The following is an 18,571-nucleotide window of genomic DNA, read 5'->3' as shown; positions in this document are numbered from 1 at the left end:
TTCCACTTCCTTACTGTTTATTCATCTTTGTCATCCAGTTCTTCCAGATTTGCGATCAGCCTTTGCAAGGATCTGTCGTCGGGATATTTTTCTTCGGCGTAATTCGCCAATTCATCCAACTTTTTATTCCGGAGTCTATAGTTTTGCGCCAGCTTCAACTTCTGTTCATAATCCATCAGAATCTTTTCGGTGCGCTTGATGTTGTCGTACACTGCCTGCCGGCTGACCTCGAACTCTTCAGCGATTTCGCCCAACGAATAGTCATCACCATAATACAAAGAAAGATAGCCTTTCTGTTTGTTTGTCAACAGGACATTATAGAATTCATAAAGAGTATTCATATTATTGGTTTTTTCCAGTTCCATCAGAATACCTTCCTTCTCGTACGGATTGTCAAGAAAAAATCTTTACACTTCATTAGATTACCGATTTTGCCAAGCTTAGTCAACCATAAATTGCACTGAAGCAGTGTCACCACAACAAAAAGCAAAATCAGGCCGGCAATCCCGATGCGATTGCCGGCCTGACCATGCTTCTGTCGGCACTTACTATGAAACGTGCCTTACGAGGCAGGACGATCTATTTCCTTATTTTTTCTCAAGCAGATCCTTTACCAATCCGTAAATATACTGCTCCGGATCAAAGGGCTGCAGATCATCCAGGCCTTCACCCAACCCGACGAATTTGACGGGGATGTCCATTTCTTGACGAATCGCCAGGATGACCCCGCCTTTCGCCGTTCCGTCCAATTTCGTCAGAATCAGACCGGTGACATCGGTCGTCTCCTTGAATTGCTTCGCTTGTATCAAAGCGTTCTGACCGGTCGTGGCATCCAACACCAGCAATGTTTCGGTTGCGCCGCCGGGTATTTCTCTTGCGATGATCCGATTGATTTTCTCCAATTCCTTCATCAGGTTCACTTTGTTCTGGAGTCTTCCTGCCGTATCGATCAATAAGTAGTCATAATTTTCTTCTTTGGCTTGCTTCAGGGCGTCATATACGACGGAAGCCGGATCGCTTTTTGCATCGCTTGTCACAACCGGCACGCCTACACGTTGCCCCCAAACCTCCAGCTGTTCGATAGCTCCGGCTCGGAAAGTATCCCCGGCCGCCAACAAGACGCTGTTCCCTTGGTTCTTCAACTGGTAAGCATATTTTCCGATGGTAGTCGTTTTCCCCACTCCGTTTACGCCCACAAAAAGAATGACGGTCGGCCCATTTTCATTTATTTTGATGGTAGGCAATTCCGTCTGGCCTTTTTCATAGATTTCGACCATTTTTTCGATGATGACATTCTTCACTTGTTCTCCCGTGCGCACGTTCTTCATCTTGACTTCATCACGCAGTACATCCGATAGTGCCAACGTCATATCAAACCCGACGTCTGCGGAAATCAGCGTTTCCTCCAAATCGTCAAAAAACTCTTCATCTACTTCCCGAAAACCGGCGAATAGTTCATTCATCTTCTCTGAAAAGCTTTTGCGTGTCTTTTCCATGCCTTTATCGAATTTATCGATGACAATCTTATTTTCTTCAGTTACCGGTATCTGAACAACATCTTCACCTGTAAATGCGCGCTTTATTCGATCGAATAATCCCATTTGAACACTTCCTCTCTTATGCCAGTCTGAAATTACGCAAAGACGAACGTTTCGATGGCGTGTGCAACGCCATCTTCCCCGTTTGTTTTCGTGATAAAACTAGCCCGTTCTTTGATTTTATCTGGTGCGTTGCCCATCGCGACGCTTACACCCGCAAAATCCAGCATCGCCAAATCGTTCTCTTCATCTCCGCAAGCCATGACCTCATCGGCAGTGATTCCAAGATGATCGCATAAAGCTGCGATACCGTTGCCTTTATCAACTTCAGGATGCATGACTTCAAACAGAAGCGGGCGCGATTTCATCATCGAATACTTGCTGTAGAAGTACGCCGGTATCTTCGCGATTGCTTCATCCAGTACAGCAGGTGCGATGCAAAAAACTACTTTATTGAACGCATCCTGTTCCTGAAAGTCTTCGATTTTCTTCTCAACGAACGGCAAGCTTGAACTCTGCAGGCTCTTGTACAAGGACTCCCTGCCTTGCGGGTATTCCGGTTCGTATACGAATTCCAGATCCAGCATGTTCATCGGGATGTTCAGTTCCTTGCTCAGATCATAGAGTTCCACGATTTGACCGTAGTTCAGCACTTTTTGGGAAATGATTTCCGATGTTTTATTTTTTTGAACCAAGCCGCCGTTATAAGTGATCGAGTAATCTTCTGCTTGAAGCAAGTCCAGTTCGTCCACGTAAGCTTTGATGCCCATGAGTGGGCGTCCGGTACAAAGGACGATTTTCACGTCTGCTTCCCTGGCACGATGGATTGCTAGTTTGTTCGCTTCACTGATTTTTTTGTCAGGATTCAGCAATGTGCCATCCAAGTCAAGTGCTATCAATTTAATCATTTATCTTCATCCCCTTAACCTATGTCTTCGTAATCTTCAAATTTTACCGATGCCAAGCGGGATACGCCGGAGTCCTGCATGGTCACACCGTACAATGCATCCGCTTCTTCCATCGTGCCTTTGCGGTGGGTAATCACGATGAACTGGGTCAATTCGGTGGATGCCGCCAAGTATTTCCCGAAACGGGACACATTCGCTTCATCCAAGGCAGCCTCCACTTCATCCAAAATACAGAATGGTACCGGTTTGACCTCGATGATGGCGAACAAGAGTGCGATCGCGGTAAAGGCTTTTTCCCCTCCTGAGAGCAGACTGAGTTGCTGAAGTTTTTTGCCTGGCGGTTGCGCCACAATTTCAATTCCAGTTTCCAACAGGTCGTTCGGATTAGTCAGCTCCAACGTCGCTTTGCCGCCGCCGAATAATTTCGGGAAGGTTTTTTCGAATTGCTTTTTGATCTGGATGAAAGTCTCCTTGAAACGCAACCGGACTTCATCGTCCATTTCGTTCATCGTATTCAGGAGATTCCCTCGGGCAGAAAGCAGATCCGTTTGCTGTTCCGAAAGGAAAATGAATCTTTCGGAAATGCGATCATATTCCTCAATCGCCCCCATATTGATCGGACCCAACTCCTCGATGTCTTTTTTCAGCTTTTTAACTTGTCGGGCTGCCTCTTCGGGCTCTTGGGTCAAGTGATGGTCTTGTTTCGCAGCTTCGAAGCTGAGACCGTACTCCTCGCTCAAGTGCGCAAGGTGGTGGTCGATGGCGATTTCGTAGCGTCCAGCGTTTGTCTCCAGTTTGGCGTGCTCACTCCATAGTTTTTGGAGGTTTTTATTTTTTTCGTTCTGTTCGGTTTCCTGAAGAGCACGATTTTGTTCGGTTTGTTTTTTTTGCTCCCGTAATTGTCTTAATTCTGCATCGAATCGCTCTTTTTCTGCACTGGCGGACTTCAGCTGCGTTGTGATCTCTTGGATGGTGAGCGTCTCCGTATCGGCCAGCTTAGCGACTTGATCTTGTTTGCCCTTCAATGAGCTGATGGCTTCCTGTTCCGTTTGGATGCGTTCGGTCGACCGTTTCACATCACGCCGCAATTGCTTTTCCTGCTCTTGCAGGACAGCAAGCTCCTGATCTGCTTGCTGGCGGTTCACCTGAACGTCCTGCAGCAGTTTCAAGCGTTCCTCTTCATTCAAGCTGGATTCCGCTATATCCTTTTGAAGCTGATCGATTTCTTTGTTAAGGATAAGCAAATTTTTTTGGGCTTGAGCCAATCGCGTTTGTCTATCTTCTTGCTCTTCATAAAACATGCGCTTTTCATATTCATGCGCAGCCGATTCTTTTTCTTTCGTCGCAATTTCGGCTGTCACTTGCTGCAGGGAAGATTCCCTTTGCTGCAGTTCAAACTGTTTGATTGTCGCTTTTTGGCGTTTGTCATCTAATTGTTCCTGCAAGCTTTGTTGCTGCAGCGACCATTTTTCTTGCTCCCGTTTCAGCTGATTGTATTGTACGGACAGCTGTTGCACGTATTCGGTCAGCTTATTCAGATTATTTTTGCGGGCCAATAAGGACGCTTCTTGTTGACGCCTCGTCGCGCCACCCGTCATCGATCCACCGGCATGGATGACATCCCCTTCCAGGGTTACGATCCGATAACGGCTCTGCAATTTTTTGGAAATCTGAAGGCCGTCCTGGATATTTGACGCTACGATCGTTGTCCCCAACAGACTGCTGACGATCGCTTTGTACATTTCCTCATGACCGATCAGCTCATTCGCGATGCCGATATATCCGGGGCTGGCTTCTAATGTCGCCCGCACAGACGCGGGCAAGGACTTGCCCTGGATGACTGTCATCGGCAGAAAAGTGGCGCGCCCTAAGTGTTGGGCTTTCAGAATGCCGATACACTGCGATGCAGTGCGTTCATCGGCTACTACGATGTGCTGCATAGTGGCTCCCAGTGCAATTTCTATGGCCAAGGTGTATTTTTCTGGAACTTGGATCAATTCGGCGACGGGACCACGGATACCCGGAACACTTTCCCTTCTCCGCAGCATTTCCTTTACGCCTTGATAATAACTGGCATAGCTGTCGTCCAACTCCTGCTGGCTCTCACGCCTTGCTTCCGCCTGCTGCAGATTCCGGGTTACGGTATCCAACTCCGCATTCAGTTGTTGGAGTTTGGATACGAGCTGGAAGCTATTCTGTTTGCAGTCCTGCAGTTCCGATTCCAGATTGGCGTTCTCTTCAACAAACGTGACGTATTCCTCATTCAACGCTTGCTGTTTCGCTTTTAGTTGGCGCAGATGCTTCCTGAGTTCGTCGCCTTTCGAAAGGAAACGGTGCTCTTGTTCGGTTGCGAGCGTCATTTCTTTTTCAAGATGGACGGTTGTGTTGCGGTTGCTGGATTGTTCCTGCAGCTTGTTGATGTAATCATTCCGGAGTTGTTGGACAAGCTCCGCCTTATTTTGCGTCAGCTGTGCTTCCTTTTCGAAAAGGCTCGCTCTTTTTTCAGAGAGATTTTTCCTTACTTCCACTTTCGCCGCAAGTTCAGTCCGTAAAGCTGCCAGATTGGCTTTTTCGGTCTTGATCAGTGCCTCTTTTTCAGCGATGATTTGGGCTTGCTCTTCTTGATTCTTAGATGAGTACATTGCCCGTTGCTGGAAAATCTGCTTTTGACCTTCCAGCTGTTCCAATTTCTGGATGACTGTTACGTAGCCGGTCTGCAGTGTTTCCAACTGTTCGTCGCAAGCATCCAGCTTTTGCTTGAGTTTCTTCAAGGCAGCCTGCGTGACCGCAAGCGATTGTTCTTCCATGCTGATTTTTCGGTCATAATCAGCCAGCTCGCGTTTGCTCATTTGCCACTGCGCATTCAGCCTCTCAATTTCAGAAGCGGTCAAAGCAATTTCAATCTCGCTTAATAACGTTTTTTTCTCCTGGAAATCCAAAGCTGTTTTTCTTTGGATTTCCAAAGGAGCGAGTTGGCTGTTGATTTCATGCAGGATGTCCTCAACCCGATTCAGATGTTCTTCCGTTTGGGACAGCTTTCGTTCAGCACTCGTTTTACGATTCTTGTATCTGGCTACTCCGGCAGCCTCTTCGAATATGACTCTTCTGTCCTCAGGTTTGTTCTGAAAAATCTGTTCCACTTTCCCTTGCGAAATCATGGAAAAAGAATCTTTTCCGATGCCTGAATCCATCAATAATTCCGTTATGTCTTTCAATCGGCATGGCTTTTTATTGATGAAACAGTCACTGTCGCCATTGCGGTTGTATCTTCTGGTGATGCTTACTTCGCTGAATTCCAGCGGCAGAAATCCGTCCTCGTTGTTCAGGATGAGGGTAACTTCGGCAATGTTGACAGGCTTGCGTGTCTGCGACCCGGCAAACACGATATCATCCATTTTTTTGCCGCGCAGATTTTTTGCGGATTGTTCCCCCAATACCCAACGGACAGCTTCAGAAAGGTTGCTTTTGCCGCTTCCGTTCGGTCCTACTACCGCTGTCACACCTTCATCAAATTCGATTACGGTTTTGTCGGCGAATGATTTGAAACCCGACATTTCTATTCTTTCAAGATGCAAAGAAAACATCCTTTCCGGTGAAACTTGCTTTTCATTTTTTTAGAGATTCCAAAGCGTTTTGTGCCGCTTTTTGTTCAGCTGCTTTTTTGCTAGGGCCTTGACCTTGACCCATCACTTTTCCGAATGCCCGCACTTCCACATCGAACTGTTTTGCATGTGCGGGCCCGTCTTCACTCAGAAGAATATATTGGATATCCACATCCCCGTTTTTTTGTAGTTCTTCTTGGAGGCCGGTCTTATAATCCATCACATGTGAAAAAGCATCCTCGTTTAACTTGGTGATCATGACTTGGCTAATGAACTTTCTGGCGGCTTCGATTCCTTGATCAAGGTAAACGGCCCCAATGAACGCTTCGAATACATCGCACAGCAACGCTGGTCGTTGCCTTCCGCCCATATTCTCTTCCCCTTTACCCAAACGGATATAAGAGTCGAAGTGACAATCCTTCGCGAAAGCAGATAAACTAGGTTCGCAGACGATTTGCGCCCGCAGACGGGTCATTTTGCCTTCATGCCACGTGTCATAAGTATGAAACAAATAATCGGAGATGATGACTTCCAGGACCGCGTCTCCCAGAAATTCCAACCGCTCATTGTCCTGCAATGCCAGATGACGATGCTCATTCACATAAGATGAATGGGTAAATGCTTCATGCAAAAGTTTCTCGTTCCTGAAAACAATGGAGAAATCAGTTGCTATTTGTTTGACTATTTTTTCCAATTCATTCCCTCCTTTCCTTGAATGGACTCATTATTATCAAAGTACTTTTGAAAATAGCATCCTTTTTGATTATACGACAAATGTGTACTATTAGCACGAAAATTTAGTTTCCGGAAAGTCCACCCGTAACTAAGAAAAGCTGAACGGGTTCGTTCAGCCCTGATTAAGGAAACACTGTGACCTAATCGGTCAAGTGTATCATGCCTCTAAGCGATTGAAATCGCAAGAGTCATGACAATTTAGGAAATCTGTCCACGCAACGTTCCCTACGGTCACCTTGTACTGGGGCTCTAAGGGATGAATCCCTAAGAGTCCCATGCAACTGAGCATCGAAGAGCGCAATTGCTGAGAGACTTCCGAAACAAAGGAATCAACGTGACCGTACCGGTCAGTTGTATCATGTTTCTAAGCCATCAAAGATGGCAAGAACCATGACAAGTCGAACAGTATGTCTTGGCTCGCAGAGACAAGAGGTTCCTTGTTCTTCTTTCCGAAGGGCTAACCCGTGAAGCTGGACATCATTTTTGATGCATGAGACATTTTCCAAACTTGTGAAACACCTACGGTGATGCACTTTTGAGTTGAACAAATTTTATAAATTCCTCCATGCTGAAAAAAAAGGCCTGGACAAAAGTCCGGCCCTTGCTCATTTAAGAAATTTTGTTTGCATGCACATTACCGGACAGGTTCTTCCGATGTCAGTTCGATGGTTTCCCATCCTCTGGTTGCACCATAACGGATATTGAAGTTCTTTACGCGGTTGTTGACGGCAAAAATCTGTGTCTGCCAGAAAGTAGGGATGACAGGTGCTTCCTCGAACAGCAACGCCTGCCATTGTCGGTAGATCCGCATACGCGCATTTTTATCCAAAGCACCCGCAACGTTGAGCTGATCTACCAAAAAATCATTCTTTTCGCTGGACCAGCGGGTGTAGTTGAGAGCACTTGTGCCGCTGAACATTTCGGTCGGATTAGGATCCATGCCTATGTCCCAAGTTGCCTGATAGGCATCAATAGACGAATCATCGGAGGCAAGCATATCATGAAACTTCTGGTATTCAATCAATCTACCCGTGGCGAGCGAGACATTCAAACCGATTTCTTGCCATTGTTGGATATAGTAAGCAACAACGGTCTCAGCCGCATCTCCCCCTGAAACTGCCGCAAAGTTGATTTCGAGTTGCTCTCCCTCCGGCGTTTCCCGGAAACCATCGCCGTCATTGTCCAGATAGCCAGCCTCATCCAACAGACTTGCAGCCTTCTCCGGATCATAACTGAAGCCAACCGCCTCATCAGCACTGACGCCTTCGAATACGGATGGAATCATACCGTTTGCCGGTTGCCGCAGCCCATCGAAAAGGACCGCAGCGACAAATTCGTTATCGAGCGCATATGCCATCGCTTGCCGCAATGCCGCATCCGCCATTTTGGAACTCAGATTCAGGCTGTTGTCGCCGGCTTCAACATCTCGGGATCCTAATTTGAACCCGATATAGGTTGTCGCCAATTCTTCTCTGCCCAGCAAGGTTATATTATCAAAATCTTTATAGGTTTCGTAAGAACTCGTCGGCATGATTGCGACGTCATAATTCCCCGCTTCCATTTCGGATACAATCGTCGCCGAACCCACAACTTCCACGAGGATATGATCCAACTTCGGTTTCCCTTTCCAATAATATTCATTGGCTTCAAAAAGGACCGACTCTCCCGGAACGATTTCTTTGACCCGAAATGGACCTGTCCCAACAGGTTGTTCACGCAGTTGAGCGGAGCCAGCCATTTTCGAAACAGGGATACTTTCAATTTGGTGCCTCGGCAGCGGTTGACTCCATAAGGCTCCTCCGGCCTGAAAAATGGATGGATTCAATTCTTTAAAAGCAATGGTGAGGTGCGTATCATCCAAAACTTCGATTCCGCTGATCGCATCAGCCGTACCTTCATGATACTCGGTCATGCCCAGAACATTCGCAAAGGCCTCTCCATAAAGAGAACCGGGATAGTCCGGATGCCCGATTACTTCATAGGCATAAAGAATATCATCTACCGTGAGTGCCGCTCCGTCAGACCACTTCAGATTATCCTGCAAAGTGATCGACACTGTTTTTAAATTTTCATTTACAACAAAAGTGGCCATGCCGGCCTGGGTAAGCTGGAAATCCTCATCATAAGAAAAGATGGATTCATGTGATAAGCCCATTAGTTCCTCGTCATAAGAATCTTCAGAAAAAACCGGGTTGAAGATACCCTGGAAGGAAGATTCAGCAACCAGCGCGTATTTCAACATTCCTCCGGTGATGGCAGGATCGTCGTTGTTCATGACAGTGTCGAATTCCTGTATGACAACGGATGAATCGGACACGTTCCCATCCGTTTCCGATAGAATGTTCTCATTTCCGCAACCACCCAGCAACGCAGCCAAGAAGAACGATACAATCATTTTATTAAGCATTCTCATCCTCCTTATTATGCTTGCATTTGTTTAGCATCGGCCGCACGCCGCAATGCCTGTCCGACATAAATGATGCACAACAACATTGCAAAGATGAATGTGGATGCTGGTAACCATACCCATAAGTAGTTCTCAAAGACGGTCGGAGAGATTGCATAACGTAACAAATTGCCAAGGCTTGGCACGGTTGACGGCAACCCAAAACCCAAAAAACTCAAACCTGTTTCCATCCCGATATTCCTTGCCAATGACATAGTCGTGTTGATGATGACAAGTGAACCAAAATTAGGCAAGATTTCACGGAACATGATCAGCAAGTCGTTTGTCCCTGCTGTTTTGGATGCCCGCACATAGTCACGTTTGGTTTCAGATTGCGTTCGGTTTCGAAAAACCTTTGATTTCCCTGCCCAACTAAATGCGCTCATAAGTAAAATGAACGTAAAGAGATTGTACTCCGATAGGGTGGTCATCAGCACGAGAACCAGCACACTTGCCGGGAGTACCATGATGAAATCTATAAAGCGCATGAGCAGTCTATCCAATAAACCGCCGTAATAGCCGGAAAGCAGACCCAATCCGATTCCGATGAATCCATTCAGGGCTGTCACAGCGGTGCCCGCCATCAGTGAGGTGCGGGCTCCCAGCAACAGCTGCCCCAGCACATCCCGTCCCGCTTCGTCCGTACCCAACAGATGTCCTTTGCCCGGTGAGGCGTACCTGTTCAATAGATCTACCTGCATGACTTGGCTCGCATCAAAAAAAATGGATCCCACAAAAACCAGTAGCAAGAGTAAACTGAGCGTTCCTAAAGCAATAACCGCCAACTTATCTTTTCGGAATTCTTTCAGCAAACTGCGGAAATCGACAACCGTCCTTGTTTCCTCATTCATTTCGTGGCTCGAACGGTTCTCTCCTGCCGCAAAGGAAGCTATCTCCGTCTTCAGCTCTTCCATTCTTCCTGCTTTCTTTTCTTCCTCCGTATTCAACATATCCCCCCTTTTTACTTTTACTACCTCATCCTGACGCGCGGATCCGCAATGGTCAAAATGATGTCAGATACTAAGGTGCCAACCAAAGCAGCCAGCCCATAAGTCAGCAACAAGACAACGATGACACTGAAATCGCGTGATTCTAAAGAACTGATGAACAATCGGCCAATCCCCGGGTAGGAGAAGATGTACTCGATAAAAATACTGCTCCCAATGAAACCGGTAATGTCATAGCCGAACAGAGACGTTACCGGCATACTCGCTTTCCTAAAAATGTGCTTCCGATAAACCATGCTCTCCGGAACGCCTTTCGAGCGGGCTGTCAGTACATAATCTTCTTGTTTGGCTTCGATGATGCCTGATCTTAACCGTTGGATATTGCCTGCGGATGCCGAGAGGGCAAAAGTCAATGCCGGTAAGACTACGTGATAGAGCCTGTTCCAAATAGAGACAATCGCACTCTGAGATTCCGGCAACAACGGCATCCCCCGCGTCGGAAATAATTCCAGTTTGAATCCAAAAAGCCAAACCAACACCAAGGCTACAATAAAAATGGGCAAGGCAAAACTGATGCTGTTCAATAACCGAATGACTTTATCACCCATGGAGTCATTAGAACGTCCTGCATAAATGCCAAGCGGAACTGCGATCAAGTAAGACAACAAAAGAGAGACCGTTGCTAAAAAAAGTGTGTTACTCAGCCGCGCGCCTATCAGAACTTCCACAGGCATCAAGTAGGTATAACTGAGGCCAAAATCCCCGTTGAGCATATTCCCGATCCACTGCAGATAACGAACATACCAAGGGTTACCCAGAGTTGCGGTCATGCTGCCCTGATCCATCCCCTGGATGATGCGCCCAGTCAACGGATCTCCTGGCATCCATTGTGCCAACGCAAACACCAACAAGCTGAACGCCAGCAATTGCGGAATGATAAGCAAGGAGCGTCTCAGAATTTTGTTCCACATGGCTACCACTCCCCCTTCGATGGTTTAACGGCAACCCGATGCGTTTCCGAAAATGGGACCAAGTCGCTGATACGACCGTCCTTTGCCAGATAGCTCGCCATACTTTGTTCGTATTCTGATTCTATTTCCCGCCGTAGACGCTTATGTAACTCCCGATTGCCTGGATCCAAATTCGGAATTGCGGAAAGGAGTCTTTTCGTATAGATATGTTGAGGATTTCGATAGATGTCTTGCTTGTCTCCGTATTCCACGAACCTTCCTCGGTACATGATTGCCAACTCATCACACATCTGTTTCACGACGCCAAGGTCATGGGAAATGAAAAGATAACTGAGTTTGTACTCTTCCTGGATGCGTTTCATGTAATTCAGCACTTGCGCCTGAACGGACAGGTCCAATACTGAAATGGGTTCATCAGCTATGACAAATTTTGGCCGCAGCGCAACCGCTCGTGCCAACGCAATGCGTTGTCTTTGACCCCCGGTGAATTCGTGAGGATACCTTTGCAGTGCATCTTCCGGCAAACCTACCATTTCCAGTAGTTCCAGGACCCGTTTCTTCTCCTCCTGCAGGGAAAACTGCTCAAAATTATGCAAAGGTTCGGAAATGATTTGTCCGATTGATTTTTTGGGGTTCAAGCTTGCACTCGAATCCTGAAAAATCATCTGGATATTTCGTTTGTGGGGCGATTTTCTTTTTCTTATTGCAGCGGTCACGTCAATGCCTTCATAAATGATTTGACCGGCAGTGATCCGCTCCAACCCGACAATCGCTCTTCCGACTGTGGACTTGCCGGACCCTGATTCCCCCACTAAACCGTAATTTTTCCCTTCTTCCATCAACAGACTAATGCCGTCAACTGCTGCAAGGCTCTTTTTCTTGAATAAGAAGTCGCTCTTGATCGGGTAATGAACCTTCAAATTTTTGATTTCCAAGTGTCCCATCTTAATCACTCTCCCCTTCAAACTGGAAGGACTCATGGCACGTGCATCTGACAAAATGACCTTTGGAAACCTCATGCATTTTTGGTGACTCCTCATGTGCAGAAAACGGGACCCAAGGAATTCGCTCGGCAAAACGGCAGCCCTTTTTTGGCAACTGTTGCAAAGATGGAACATCCCCTTGGATCACATAGAGTTCTCCAGCATCCGGATCGCACGTCTCGTTCATTTGCGGCATCGAGCGCAACAAAGATCGGGTATAAGGATGCTTTGGATCCGTAAAAAGATCGACAACACCGGCCGATTCAACAATTTGCCCTGCGTACATGACAGCGACCCTATCCGCAATCTCGGCTACGACACCCAAATCATGGGTAATCAAGATGATTCCGGCACCCGTTTCGTCCCTCACCTCGCTCAATAAATCCAATATTCGAGCTTGCACAGTTACATCCAAAGAAGTCGTCGGTTCATCTGCGATGATGATTGGAGGCTCACAAGCAATTGCGATGGCGATTCCAACCCGCTGGCGCGCTTCCCAAGACAGCTCATGCGGGTAGCGAGCGGCCGTTGCGTTCGGATCATCCACCTTAACTTGGGTCAATAGTTCGCACACACGCAGCTCACGCTCCTCTTTTGTCATCTTGGAATGATAAAGCAGCACTTCTTCTATCTGTTCGCTCACCGTCATCAAAGGATTGAGGGCCGATAGAGGATCTTGAAAAACCATCCCGATGTCGTTTCCTCTTATGCGATTGTAGAGCGTCTCATTCAGATCGATGAGATTCAGGTTCTGATAGATGATCTCTCCCGAAATCCGCGTATTCACCTTATTATGGAGTCCGACGATCGTTGTTGCGAGGGTACTTTTCCCGCAGCCGGACTCTCCTACAATCGCTAAAATTTCATTTTTTTCCAGACTGAAGGAAACATCGTCGACTGCATCATAATAGTTATCCTGCATATGGAATGCAGTATGCAAAGCATTTATCTCCAACAAAGGTCTTCCATTTCCCATCGTGCGCCCCCTCTCATACCTATATAACAAACTTGAGGAAATATCTTCTAACATTATACGTTTAAGCACATCCAAAAACAACCGCCATTTCATCCATTTTTAATTCATTTCATATTTCTGCCATAATCATCCATCTTGGCCTGAAAAAAAAGCAACATTGGCATTGGAGAACCGTCAATGTTGCTTTTGTCGTTAAATTATTGCGATCCTTATTTTTGAGAATCGATGTAGTCAACTGCATCCCCTACTGTGATTATCTTCTCAGCATCTTCATCGGAAATCTGCACAGCAAAGACATCTTCCAGCTCCATAACTAGTTCAACAATATCCAATGAGTCTGCTCCAAGGTCGTTTTGGAAAGTCAACTCTCTCGTAACCTTTGCTTCATCGACACCGAATCGTTCAATAACCATCTTGGCTACTCGCTCAAAAGTAGTTGTATCTGCCAAGCGTTACACCTCCATTATCGTTCCATAACCAATTACAAAATATTTACTGGAAATATTTTGTAAAGGCTCACATCTATTCTACCCATATGCCAATCTTTTGTCTACATTTTTTTATTTTGGCTGGATTTGGTTTACGGACTTGTCATTCATTGCATCAAAGTGCTTCACGACATCATCAATGACGTGGGAACTGATGATTTTGCGGATCTGTTTCACTGTGTGGTAGACAGCGACTTTGTCCGCAGATCCATGTGTCTTGACGACAGGCGCCCGCAATCCGAACAGCACAGCTCCTCCGTGCTTCGAATAATCCATCGTATCTTTGATCTCCGAAAAGGAATCCTTGATCAGCATACCGCCGATTTTAGTCTTCAGACCGCCTGAAAGCAATTGGGTTTTGATCAACTTCAGCAAGGACATTGCCGTACCTTCCATTGTTTTTAGAACTGCATTCCCTGTAAATCCGTCCGTCACGACAACATCCGCAGCGCCAAGCAAAATTTCCCGTGCCTCGATATTACCTGTGAAATTGAGTTCAGAGTCCTCTTCCAACAATACATAGGCTTTTTTGGATAGTTCGCTGCCCTTCGTTGCTTCGGCACCATTGTTCAACAAAGCGATTCTTGGATTTTCGATGCCTTGCACAAACTTGGCATAATACGAGCCCAAAAGGCCGAACTGGTAGATATTCTCCGGTTTGCAGTCAGCGTTTGCGCCAGCATCCATCAAAAGGAATTGTCCATTTTCTTTCCCGATGACTGGCAGAATCGGCATCAAGCCAGGTCTGTCGATCCCTTTGATGCGGCCGATGATCAATAATCCGGCTGCCAAAAGCGCACCGGTATTCCCTGCCGAAAATAAAGCGTCGGCCTCCTTGTTCTTGACTGCTTGAGCAGCAAGCACCATCGAAGCTTGTTTTTTTCTACGGATTGCTTTGACGGGTTCGTCATCGCTCTCGATCTTTTCGGTCGTATGCACGATTGTGATTTTTCCACCTTCGGCATATTGATCCCCTAAAGCCTTACGTATTTTGGCTTCGTCGCCAAAAAGCAAAAACTCCAGATCATTAAATTCTTTGCTGGCCATTAAAATGCCCTCTACTATTGCTTGTGGCGCAAAATCCCCGCCCATCGCATCGACAGCGATTTTCATAAATCGTATCCCTCACTTTTGTTAGTTTCACTGTAGTCTCTTCAACTTCTCTTTTTCGCGTTCGACTGCTTCCCGCAAACTTAAGTAGTTTGGATTGCTTTCAAAGTCTGGTTCGCGTGTGATTTGGATAGCGTCATTATGCGCAATATCCAGGATGACGGCATCACGTACAATATCTCCGGATTTGAAATCGGGCAAGCCTGATTGTTTGTTTCCGAAAAGATCACCCGGTCCGCGCAGTTCCAAATCCCGTTGGCTCAGGTAGAAACCGTCAGTCGACTCCACCATGATGCGCATGCGCTCCTTGCCGTTATCGGTTTTCGGATCGGCAACCAACACGCAATAGGATTCTTTGTCTCCCCGGCCCACTCGACCACGCAATTGGTGGAGTTGCGATAATCCGAATCGGTCGGCATCTTGGATGACCATCACTGTCGCATTCGGCACGTTCAGGCCGACCTCGATGACTGTTGTCGATACCAGGATCTGCAGCTCGTTGTTTTGGAAACTGCGCATGATCTGATCCTTTTCTTCGGACTTGAGACGGCCGTGCAACAGACCGATTTGGTATGTTCCTTTGTAATAGGCCGTCACGGCTTGATGCACATCTTCCGCATTCTTGACATCCAGCGATTCGGATTTCTCGATCAGAGGCGTGATGATGTACGCCTGTTGTCCATTATCCATCTGTTTTCGAATGAACTCAAGTACATTTTCGATCTTGTCCGATTTGTTCCAGATCGTTTTGATCGGTTTTCTGCCGTCAGGCATCTGGTCAAGCACTGAAACATCCATTTCGCCCATCGTGGTTATCGCCAACGTCCTCGGGATCGGCGTAGCAGTCATATACAAAACATTCGGGTTGTTCCCTTTTTCATTCAGCTTGTGCCTTTGCTGGACACCGAAACGATGCTGCTCATCGGTGATGACCAGGCCCAGGTCGGCAAAAACGACATCTTCTTGGATCAGTGCGTGCGTCCCGATGAGGATATGCAAGTCCCCTGATACAAGCCGGTTCAACAATTCTTTTCGGTCCTTTGCCTTCGTGCTGCCGGTAAGCAGGGCGACGGAGACATCAGTATATTCGAACAGACTCTGCAAGGTGCGATAATGCTGTTCCGCCAAAATCTCAGTGGGAACCATGAAAGCCCCTTGGTATCCGCCCAGGACGGTAGCCATCAGGGCGATTACCGCTACGATCGTCTTGCCGCTGCCGACATCCCCTTGCAACAGACGGTTCATTTCATAAGGTTTGCGCAGATCCCGGCATATTTCGTTGACGACCTTCTTTTGCCCATCCGTAAGTTCGAACGGCAAAGTCGCTATGAATCCCTTGAGCTTGTCCACGTCATAAAGGATCGGAATGCCTCGGTTATTCGTTTTGCGGCTCCGCTGCAGCATCTGCAGGCGCACTTGGTAAAGGAAAAACTCTTGATAGATGATTTGCCGTCTCGCTTGCTCGGATTCTTCATCATTTTTGGGAAAGTGCATCGCCCGGATGGCTTCCCTGTGGGTCATCAGGTGATAAGTCTGCTGCAAATGCTGCGGAAGTATCTCGGGAATGACCGAGGAATAAAGTTCGATCGCCTGTTTGATCAGATTCAGGATGGTCTGCTGTTTGATCGTCTTGTTGACATGATAAATGGCGGCATAATCATCCTGTCCGTTCGAACTGCCGAGGATCTTCATCCCTGCCAAAGTTTGGCGTGCGCGTTCCCATTTACCGAAAATCGCAACCTCATCCTCAAGCATGATTTTTTGTTTCAGGTAAGGCTGATTAAAGAAGGTAACCGATATGATGGCATCTTCGATGGCTAATTTGAATGATAGCCTGCTTTTTTTAAAACCGTAATGGTGGACGACCGGAGCCGTCACGACTTGTCCTTTCAGCGTCACTTTGTCCGAATCTTCGATTTCGTCCAATGTTTTGACTTTTATGTCCTCATAACGGAAAGGAAAGTGTGTGATCAGATCATAGATCGTATCAATGCCCAACGAATGCAGCGCCTCAACCCTCTTCGGTCCTACATGGGGCAACTCCCCGACTGGATCATAAATATCCAATTGCTTGTTGTCTTCCGCTTCCATCCGTTCGCCTCCTTTCTTCTGGGAGCAGGACATTTCTCAGATCAACCGTTTTTTGAAAAAGAAAAGCCGAACAGAGAAACTCGTTCAGCTTTTTCAGATTATTCTACAGAAAGAAGATAACTGTATACCGGTTGATTTCCTTCTTGCACTTCGACTTCCAAGAAGTCATATTCCGCTTCGATGACCGCTGCAATCTCTTTGCTTTCGTTCTCATCGCTGTCTGCCCCGAAAATGATGGTCACGATTTCGCTGTCATCCGTGATCATTTTTTTCAGGGTTGCTATCGTTGCGGCTTTTCTGTCCTTGTCGGCCGTCAGGATTTTCCCGTCGACGATTCCCATGAAGTCGTCCTTGGTGATGGCCAATCCATCTATGACTGTGTCGCGCACGGCATTCGTGATCTGCCCGCTGACAACATTTTCCAGTTCGGCAGTCATGTTGGCTTTATTGGTTTCCAAGTCTTCTGATTCATTGAAGGCAAGCATAGCTGTCAGACCTTGCGAGATCGTTTTTGAAGCCACTACTACAACATCCGCATCAGAAACTTCGGCAGCCTGATCTGCAGCCATGAAAATATTTTTATTGTTCGGCAAAATGATTGTTTTTTCGGCATTTGTACTTTCGATCGCCTTGAGGATATCTTCCGTGCTTGGGTTCATCGTTTGTCCGCCATTGATGATTGTGGTGACACCCATGCTCTTGAACAGGGCATGCACACCTTCGCCGGCAGCAACAGCTATCACGCCATAAGGAATTTTTTCAAGTTTTTTGGCAGGCGTATCGGCTTTTTCAAGGACTGCATCATGTTGCATGCGCATATTGTCCACTTTTATTTTCATCAGTGAGCCGAATTTTTGGCCGTAGTTCATGACTTCCCCAGGGTATTCGGTATGTACATGAACCTTCACGATTTCTTCGTCTGCTACGACCAATAAGGAATCTCCAAGTTCGTTCAGATGATTACGGAATGTGTCATAATCAAAAGTGTCCGTAACGGTTTCACCTTCGCCTAATTTGACCATGATTTCTGTACAATAACCGAATTGAATATCTTCTGACGCAATTGCGTGCGAAACGTTATGATAATTTTCTTGGTGAGCGATTTCGGTGACATCCGCTTGTGAGACAACCTTTTCAGCTGACTTCACTTTTTCTCCGGTCAACGATTCCATAAATCCTTCGTAAATGTACACCAGCCCTTGTCCGCCACTGTCGACCACGCCTACTTCTTTCAGTATAGGCAACAGATCGGGTGTCTTATCCAACGCAATCTGCGCCACCTTGAGGACTGTTCCCATCAATTCGATGATGTCATCCGTATGTTCTGCTTTTTTCATACCGGCTTTTGCGGATTCGCGCGCAACCGTCAAAATGGTGCCTTCCACAGGTTTCATGACCGCTTTATAAGCTGTCTCGACGCCGTGGGAAAAGGCCTCCGCAAAATCAATTGTACTCAAAGTTTTTTTGCCTTCGATCGCTTTTGAAAATCCTCGGAATAGCTGAGATAAAATGACGCCTGAGTTCCCTCTCGCCCCCATCAATAAACCTTTAGCCAAGTCCGCTCCTAATTGATCAATTGTCGCAGCATTCGACAGCCTTACGCGTTCAGCTCCAGATGTGAATGATAGATTCATGTTTGTGCCTGTGTCTCCGTCCGGAACAGGGAACACATTCAAAGAATTCACATATTCTGCATTCTCGCTAAGGCGTTCGGCGCCGATTGCGACCATCGCCTTAAAGTCTTCCGCTGTTAATTCAGTTCTCTTCACCTTATAA

The 18,571-nt window shown here is 46.8% G+C and carries 14 protein-coding genes; all 14 read right to left on the bottom strand.

Annotation, left to right across the window (positions count from 1 at the left end; all coding sequences use genetic code 11):
• Window positions 1-17 precede the first annotated feature (17 nt).
• Entirely contained in the window at window positions 18-365 is a 348-nt protein-coding gene (locus tag BMZ71_RS00405; protein WP_068562141.1) for a putative DNA-binding protein, read from the bottom strand.
• 222 nt (window positions 366-587) lie between these two features.
• A complete protein-coding gene (ftsY, locus tag BMZ71_RS00400) occupies window positions 588-1,601 on the bottom strand; it encodes a signal recognition particle-docking protein FtsY (RefSeq protein ID WP_086988422.1) in 1,014 nt (337 codons plus the stop codon).
• 32 nt (window positions 1,602-1,633) lie between these two features.
• Entirely contained in the window at window positions 1,634-2,446 is an 813-nt protein-coding gene (yidA, locus tag BMZ71_RS00395; protein WP_086988421.1) for a sugar-phosphatase, read from the bottom strand.
• A gap of 14 nt (window positions 2,447-2,460) precedes the next feature.
• Window positions 2,461-6,030: a chromosome segregation protein SMC gene (gene smc, locus BMZ71_RS00390; protein WP_086988420.1), complete on the bottom strand. Its 3,570-nt coding sequence runs from the start codon at window positions 6,028-6,030 to the stop codon at window positions 2,461-2,463.
• A 22-nt stretch (window positions 6,031-6,052) separates the two neighbouring features.
• Window positions 6,053-6,742, bottom strand: coding sequence for a ribonuclease III (gene rnc / locus BMZ71_RS00385; RefSeq protein ID WP_068562145.1), 690 nt, complete (start codon window positions 6,740-6,742; stop codon window positions 6,053-6,055).
• 675 nt (window positions 6,743-7,417) lie between these two features.
• Window positions 7,418-9,190, bottom strand: a complete 1,773-nt coding sequence (locus tag BMZ71_RS00380; protein ID WP_177187439.1) for an oligopeptide ABC transporter substrate-binding protein — start codon at window positions 9,188-9,190, stop codon at window positions 7,418-7,420.
• Window positions 9,191-9,204: 14 nt separating this feature from the next.
• Window positions 9,205-10,080, bottom strand: coding sequence for an ABC transporter permease (locus tag BMZ71_RS00375; protein WP_086988444.1), 876 nt, complete (start codon window positions 10,078-10,080; stop codon window positions 9,205-9,207).
• A 119-nt stretch (window positions 10,081-10,199) separates the two neighbouring features.
• The gene (locus tag BMZ71_RS00370; protein ID WP_086988418.1) at window positions 10,200-11,147 is read right to left on the bottom strand and encodes an ABC transporter permease; all 948 of its coding nucleotides are present in this window, start codon (window positions 11,145-11,147) and stop codon (window positions 10,200-10,202) included.
• 2 nt (window positions 11,148-11,149) lie between these two features.
• On the bottom strand, window positions 11,150-12,091 hold the full coding sequence (locus BMZ71_RS00365; protein WP_068562148.1) for an ATP-binding cassette domain-containing protein: 942 nt from the start codon (window positions 12,089-12,091) through the stop codon (window positions 11,150-11,152).
• Window position 12,092: 1 nt separating this feature from the next.
• Entirely contained in the window at window positions 12,093-13,106 is a 1,014-nt protein-coding gene (locus tag BMZ71_RS00360) for an ABC transporter ATP-binding protein (protein ID WP_086988417.1), read from the bottom strand.
• Window positions 13,107-13,315: 209 nt separating this feature from the next.
• A complete protein-coding gene (gene acpP / locus BMZ71_RS00355) occupies window positions 13,316-13,555 on the bottom strand; it encodes an acyl carrier protein (RefSeq protein WP_068562150.1) in 240 nt (79 codons plus the stop codon).
• 111 nt (window positions 13,556-13,666) lie between these two features.
• The gene (plsX, locus tag BMZ71_RS00350; protein WP_086988416.1) at window positions 13,667-14,707 is read right to left on the bottom strand and encodes a phosphate acyltransferase PlsX; all 1,041 of its coding nucleotides are present in this window, start codon (window positions 14,705-14,707) and stop codon (window positions 13,667-13,669) included.
• Between the two features lie 27 nt (window positions 14,708-14,734).
• Window positions 14,735-16,795: an ATP-dependent DNA helicase RecG gene (gene recG / locus BMZ71_RS00345; protein ID WP_086988415.1), complete on the bottom strand. Its 2,061-nt coding sequence runs from the start codon at window positions 16,793-16,795 to the stop codon at window positions 14,735-14,737.
• A 98-nt stretch (window positions 16,796-16,893) separates the two neighbouring features.
• Window positions 16,894-18,564 (bottom strand): DAK2 domain-containing protein, encoded by a 1,671-nt coding sequence (locus BMZ71_RS00340; protein ID WP_086988414.1) that lies wholly within the window; start codon window positions 18,562-18,564, stop codon window positions 16,894-16,896.
• Between the last annotated feature and the right edge of the window lie 7 nt (window positions 18,565-18,571).

Origin of the sequence: Trichococcus flocculiformis, from assembly GCF_900113645.1 — a bacterium.
In the GTDB taxonomy this organism is placed as follows: Bacteria; Bacillota; Bacilli; order Lactobacillales; family Aerococcaceae; genus Trichococcus; species Trichococcus flocculiformis.
The sequence above is the reverse complement of the archived record's forward strand: the minus strand, read 5'-3'. Positions and strand labels throughout refer to the sequence as shown.

Coding starts and splice junctions, on each gene's coding strand:
- ftsY (WP_086988422.1), bottom strand. CDS start 1,601: ATGGGATTATTCGATCGAATAAAGCGCGCATTTACAGGTGAAGATGTT.
- plsX (WP_086988416.1), bottom strand. CDS start 14,707: ATGAAAATCGCTGTCGATGCGATGGGCGGGGATTTTGCGCCACAAGCA.
- BMZ71_RS00360 (WP_086988417.1), bottom strand. CDS start 13,106: ATGGGAAATGGAAGACCTTTGTTGGAGATAAATGCTTTGCATACTGCA.
- BMZ71_RS00405 (WP_068562141.1), bottom strand. CDS start 365: ATGGAACTGGAAAAAACCAATAATATGAATACTCTTTATGAATTCTAT.
- smc (WP_086988420.1), bottom strand. CDS start 6,030: ATGTTTTCTTTGCATCTTGAAAGAATAGAAATGTCGGGTTTCAAATCA.
- BMZ71_RS00365 (WP_068562148.1), bottom strand. CDS start 12,091: ATGGGACACTTGGAAATCAAAAATTTGAAGGTTCATTACCCGATCAAG.
- BMZ71_RS00380 (WP_177187439.1), bottom strand. CDS start 9,190: ATGCTTAATAAAATGATTGTATCGTTCTTCTTGGCTGCGTTGCTGGGT.
- BMZ71_RS00370 (WP_086988418.1), bottom strand. CDS start 11,147: ATGTGGAACAAAATTCTGAGACGCTCCTTGCTTATCATTCCGCAATTG.
- yidA (WP_086988421.1), bottom strand. CDS start 2,446: ATGATTAAATTGATAGCACTTGACTTGGATGGCACATTGCTGAATCCT.
- recG (WP_086988415.1), bottom strand. CDS start 16,795: ATGGAAGCGGAAGACAACAAGCAATTGGATATTTATGATCCAGTCGGG.
- BMZ71_RS00375 (WP_086988444.1), bottom strand. CDS start 10,080: ATGAATGAGGAAACAAGGACGGTTGTCGATTTCCGCAGTTTGCTGAAA.